Annotated in this window: 6 protein-coding genes; 4 read left to right on the forward strand and 2 right to left on the reverse strand. The window is 40.7% G+C overall.

Annotation, left to right across the window (positions count from 1 at the left end; genetic code table 11):
• Positions 1 to 664 (reverse strand): asparaginase (locus RWM06_RS09155; RefSeq protein WP_313970891.1); only part of this gene is annotated, 664 nt, incomplete at its 3' end.
• 65 nt (positions 665 to 729) lie between these two features.
• Here RWM06_RS09155 and RWM06_RS09160 point away from each other — a divergent pair.
• Positions 730 to 2,118, forward strand: coding sequence for a Cof-type HAD-IIB family hydrolase (locus RWM06_RS09160; RefSeq protein ID WP_313970892.1), 1,389 nt, complete (start codon positions 730 to 732; stop codon positions 2,116 to 2,118).
• A gap of 45 nt (positions 2,119 to 2,163) precedes the next feature.
• On the opposite strand, the gene RWM06_RS09165 is transcribed toward RWM06_RS09160, so the two are convergent.
• Positions 2,164 to 2,616: a universal stress protein gene (locus RWM06_RS09165; RefSeq protein ID WP_313970893.1), complete on the reverse strand. Its 453-nt coding sequence runs from the start codon at positions 2,614 to 2,616 to the stop codon at positions 2,164 to 2,166.
• Between the two features lie 161 nt (positions 2,617 to 2,777).
• Between RWM06_RS09165 and RWM06_RS09170 the strand changes: the two genes are divergently transcribed.
• The 3 genes from RWM06_RS09170 to RWM06_RS09180 all read left to right on the forward strand — a co-directional run bounded on the left by RWM06_RS09170 (position 2,778) and on the right by RWM06_RS09180 (position 5,249).
• Positions 2,778 to 3,071 carry a hypothetical protein gene (locus tag RWM06_RS09170; protein ID WP_313970894.1) on the forward strand — a complete coding sequence of 98 codons (294 nt, stop codon included), beginning with the start codon at positions 2,778 to 2,780 and terminating at the stop codon, positions 3,069 to 3,071.
• Positions 3,072 to 3,227: 156 nt separating this feature from the next.
• On the forward strand, positions 3,228 to 4,442 hold the full coding sequence (locus RWM06_RS09175) for a pyridoxal phosphate-dependent aminotransferase (protein WP_000666461.1): 1,215 nt from the start codon (positions 3,228 to 3,230) through the stop codon (positions 4,440 to 4,442).
• Positions 4,443 to 4,673: 231 nt separating this feature from the next.
• On the forward strand, positions 4,674 to 5,249 hold the full coding sequence (locus tag RWM06_RS09180) for a DUF2625 family protein (protein WP_160165279.1): 576 nt from the start codon (positions 4,674 to 4,676) through the stop codon (positions 5,247 to 5,249).
• Positions 5,250 to 5,421 lie beyond the last annotated feature (172 nt).

Here is a 5,421-nt window from a genome sequence, read left to right on the forward strand (position 1 = left end):
CCAGCATATCAATCAGCTCATCTGTCATACCAGCATAAGCCGAGATGATAGGGACCAATCCTTGTATGTGATCAAGGTCAAAGCGGACACGAGGTTCAGCTGTTTTGAAGTAGAGGATTTCCCGCTTCGTAATCAGACCAAGTGGTCCGTGTGTTGGGGTCTGGAAGGTGCCGACGTTGGTCGTATGCGTTTTGGTAACATACTTGGCAGCATGGATTTCATCGTTCATAACGACCAAAACACCTTTGTCCGCAGCCCTGTCATCGCTAGCCACCCGTAAAGCACTCAGATAATTATAAACACCGTCGCTGCCGAGTTCGTTGGAGCTACGCATGGCACCTGTTAGAACGATAGGCATATGGGGAACTTCCATGGTATCAAGGAAATAAGCTGTTTCCTCTAGAGTATCGGTCCCGTGTGTGATTACCACTCCATCATAGTTAGCAGCTTCCTCTTTAATTTTCTGGTAGAGGGCCAGCATATGCTTGGGTTTGATATGGGGGCTTGGCAGGTTAAAAAAGTCCAAGGAGTGGACTTGGATTCCTTCAAGTGGGTTGGACACATGGTTCATGGGATTATCTGAACTCGTCACAACAGCGCCAGAAGCATCGGCTTGCATGGAAATAGTCCCACCCGTATGTAAAACAAGGATTTTCTTAGGCATGATTTACTCACTCTTTCTGAAATGTGGTATAATCATTGTATCACAAAAGGGGAGATTGGGATAGGATGGAAGTCAAAGCTGTTTTTTTTGATATCGATGGAACCTTGGTCAACGATCGCAAGAGTGTTTTGAAATCCACTAAGGACGCGATTAAAATTGTCAAAGAACAAGGGGTGCTTGTCGGCGTAGCGACAGGTCGAGGACCTTTTTTTGTTAAGGAATTGATGGACGATTTGGATCTGGATTTTGCGGTAACCTACAATGGCCAGTATATCTTTACTAAAGACAGAGTCTTGTTCACAAGCCCAATTTCCAAGTTACATTTGCGCCAGCTCATTACTTATGCTAAAAAAGAGGGTAAGGAGATTGCCCTAGGGACCAAGGATGCCATGTTAGGTTCCAAAATCATGTCCTTTGGTCTGGGTTCTTTTTCCCAACGAATCAGTCGCTTCGTTCCCTCAGTTTTAACTCGGACAGTGAGTCATTCCTTTAATCGTATGGTCAGCAAGGTTGTTCCCCAAAAGGAAGAAGACCTGCTTCATCTGATGAATCAGCCTATCTACCAAGTTTTGATGCTGATGACACCAGAAGAGTCTGAGAAGGCAGCAGCTGATTTTGAAGACTTGAAATTGACACGTAGCAATCCTTTTGCAGCGGATGTCATCAATCAAGGGAACTCTAAATTGGAAGGCATACGCCGAGTTGGGAAAGAATATGGTTTTGATCTCAACCAAGTCATGGCCTTTGGTGACTCAGATAACGACCTAGAAATGCTGGCTGGTGTTGGTATGTCGATCGCTATGGGAAATGGTAGTAGCAGTGTTAAGGAAGTTGCTAAGCACATTACCACCAGCAATCAGCAAGACGGAATCCACAAGGCCTTGGAACATTTTGGTGTTCTGGCCTCAGAAAAAGTCTTTGTCAGTCGTGACTATCACTTCAATAAGGTCAAGACCTTCCACCACATGATGGATGAACGGACTCAAGAAGAACCTCGAGCTTGGGATTTAGAAGGTGCAACTCACAGGGCTGGCTTTAAAATAGAAGAATTGGTGGAGTTTGTTCGAGCAGCCAGTCCCTCTGAAGAGGATTTTGGTCAAGCTCTATCGCAACTTCATCAAGCCCTTGATAAGGCAGCAGATAAAGTAGCTAAGAAGACGCCTGCTCAGCAAGATTTGATAGGGCAGGTGGATGCCTTGATTGATACGCTTTACTTCACCTACGGTAGTTTTGTCTTGATGGGGGTGGACCCAGAACGTATTTTTGATATTGTCCATCAGGCCAATATGGGGAAAATTTTCCCAGATGGCAAGGCTCATTTTGATCCAGTGACCCACAAAATCTTAAAACCAGATGATTGGGAAGAAAAATATGCTCCAGAACCTGCTATTAAAAAGGAACTGCAGCGCCAGCTCAAGGCTTATGAACGCCATAAAGAGAGAAATAAACAGTAAACAAAAAGTAAATAAAAAGGAGCTGGGGGCTCCTTTTCTTTGTGATTATAAGGTTTTTTCTTGTTCTCTCACCACCAGCAAATCGACCTTAGCATGGCGGAGGATGTATTCAGATGAAGAACCGACCAAGAGGCGTTCAAAGGCGTTGAGACCAGTTGCGCCAACGAGGATGAGGTCCACTTCCTCAGCATCGGGAATAGTACGTGCCAAGAGGGTCTTTGGATTCCCCATTTCAATGACGATGTGAATATCTGCCACACCAGCATCTTTAGCACGTTTTTCGTACTCTTTCATCAGACTTTCAGCGTCGACTTGGAGTTCTTCATAAACTTCAGCATCAAAGGTGGATACACTTTGGAGTGCGCGTGTGTCAATGACATGTGCGATGGTGAGTTTAGCGTCGTTTCGTAGAGCAGAATGAATTCCCTTGACAAAAGCCAAGTCCGCTTCTTTAGAACCATCGATTGCGACCATGATATTTTGGTAACGTTGTGCCATAATGAAACCTCCTGAAATTTTCTTACTATAATTGTAAACCTTTTCACTATAGAAGTAAAGCAAAAAAAGTATTTTTCAAAAAAATGTTAGCGCTTAAAATCTATATAAATATATGATAAAATAAAAGAAAGGATAGCAGGAAAGAAGTGAAGGGAGGGAGAATGATGAAGCACTCTTTTCAAAAATCAAATTTCCTTTATTATGGAATTATCCTAGTTTCAGTCTTGGTAGAAGTGATCATGATCTGGCAATTAGAGAAGCTGATTCCGCTTCTTTATCCAGGTTTTGTTGGCTTTTTAGTCTTTCATTTACTCTACCATTTGGTATTATTCCTAGTCGCTAAAAGAAGTGGTCGCTGGGATTACTTGATGATATGTGGGCTTTTCCTCATGTTCAATCTTCTCTATGACTCCTTTTTAGGCTTGCTTTTTCTAGGTTTATCTTTTGGTATGTGATCTGTCTTTGGCAAAATTCCTGCTATCTCCCCTGTCTTGACCTCGCTTTTAGTGAGGTTTTTCTTCTATACGAATCTAGTAACACATTTCAGTAAACTTGTCGCATTCTCTTTCTAGTGGTATAATGTTACTATCCTGAAGAATTGAGGAAACAAGATGAAAGAATATAACAAGTCTAGTAAGTTAGAGCATGTTGCTTATGATATCCGTGGCCCTGTTTTGGAAGAAGCCATGCGGATGCGAGCAAACGGAGAAAAGATTTTACGTCTGAATACAGGAAATCCAGCAGAATTTGGCTTTACAGCGCCAGACGAGGTCATTCATGACTTGATTATGAATGCGCGTGATAGTGAAGGTTATTCTGACTCCAAGGGGATTTTCTCAGCCCGTAAGGCTATCATGCAGTATTGCCAATTGAAAAAATTTCCAAACGTAGATATTGATGATATCTACCTTGGAAATGGTGTCAGTGAGTTGATTGTCATGTCTATGCAGGGGCTTTTGGACAATGGGGATGAAGTCTTGGTGCCAATGCCAGACTATCCTCTCTGGACAGCGGCTGTCAGTCTAGCTGGAGGAAATGCCGTTCACTATATCTGTGATGAAGCTGCCGAATGGTACCCAGATATTGACGATATCAAGTCAAAAATCACTTCCAATACCAAGGCAATCGTCCTTATCAATCCAAATAACCCAACTGGAGCCCTTTATCCTAAAGAACTCTTGCTGGAGATTATTGAGATTGCCCGTCAAAACGATTTGATTATCTTTGCGGATGAAATTTACGACCGCATGGTCATGGATGGACATGTGCATACGCCTGTGGCGAGCTTGGCACCAGATGTCTTCTGTGTCAGCATGAATGGTCTGTCAAAATCACATCGTATCGCTGGTTTCCGTGTGGGTTGGATGGTCTTGTCTGGTCCTAAGACACATGTCAAAGGCTATATCGAAGGGCTCAATATGCTGTCCAATATGCGTCTTTGTTCCAATGTTTTGGCTCAACAAGTCGTACAAACTTCCTTGGGTGGTCATCAATCAGTCGATGAATTGCTCCTTCCAGGTGGACGAATTTACGAGCAAAGAAATTTCATCTACAATGCTATTCAAGAGATTCCAGGTCTCTCTGCTGTTAAACCCAAGGCGGGGCTCTATATCTTCCCTAAAATCGACCGTAATATGTACCGTATCGATGATGATGAGCAGTTTGTCCTTAATTTCTTGAAGCAGGAAAAGGTTCTCTTGGTTCATGGTCGAGGTTTTAACTGGCAGGAACCAGACCACTTCCGTATCGTTTACCTTCCTCGTGTCGATGAACTAGCCCAAATTCAAGACAAGATGACTCGTTTCTTGAAACAGTATCGTAGATAGGGGTTCTATAAGGCTCAACTAGATTTTAGCGTTTTATCTCAGAGAAAGCGAACATTTTTATGATTTAAACGTTACCTCTCTGAGATTTTTATTTTCTTGGAAGAATACTGGGCAGGTATAACATCTTGAAAGATTAGAATTTATTAGAATCTTTAATATTACAAACATTAGTAACTATGAACTACAAGAGTAAAGATGAGTAGTGGAGAATAGGTAAATAAAATGATCACTATGAGAGAGATTCTTGAAAAATTTGATGAAAGTTCCAATGATATTAAGTTTTTAGAATTTAATAAAAAAATAACGGATACTATAGAAACACCACAAGAACTAAAGTTTATCTTAGAACATTTTTCTTATATAACTGTTAATGGTTATTTAAAGATTTTGGGGAATGACTCAGAGAATGGATTCATCTATTGTAATGAATTGTTTTCAAAATGTTATAATCCTAATCGTTGTTTGATAGCTTATGATATTTTGGGTGGTCTATTTGCAATAAATATTGAAAAATTAAATTCAATAGAATATTTTGCCCCCGATACATTAGAATGGGAGGATTTGGAGATAGATTATAAGGGATTTTTATATTGGGTGACTACAAATCAGTTAGACCTATTTTATCAAGAACTTATAGTATCAGATTTGTTCGAATTAGATTTATCGCTTGAAACGAATGAAGTTGTTTTGACCTATCCATTTATGTGGTCAATGGAGTACACTCCATCAGGTGCGGTTAGAAAAATAGTTCCTTTTAAAGAATTGTTAGAAATGAATGCTAATTTTTGTAGACAGTTTGGGATATGAAATCGGTGGCTTCAATATAGGAAATGTATGTTAGCAAGAATTATTTTTTACTGATTTATTCGCATCTGAAGAGAATGTTACTCTTAACTGTTTCTGATAAGGGCTTACATAGGAAAAGCTGCTAAATTCCCAAACTAAGTTCCACCGCTAGTAGAAGTGGAAGTTAGTCTGA

Source organism: uncultured Streptococcus sp. (assembly GCF_963516575.1).
Classification (GTDB): Bacteria; Bacillota; Bacilli; order Lactobacillales; family Streptococcaceae; genus Streptococcus.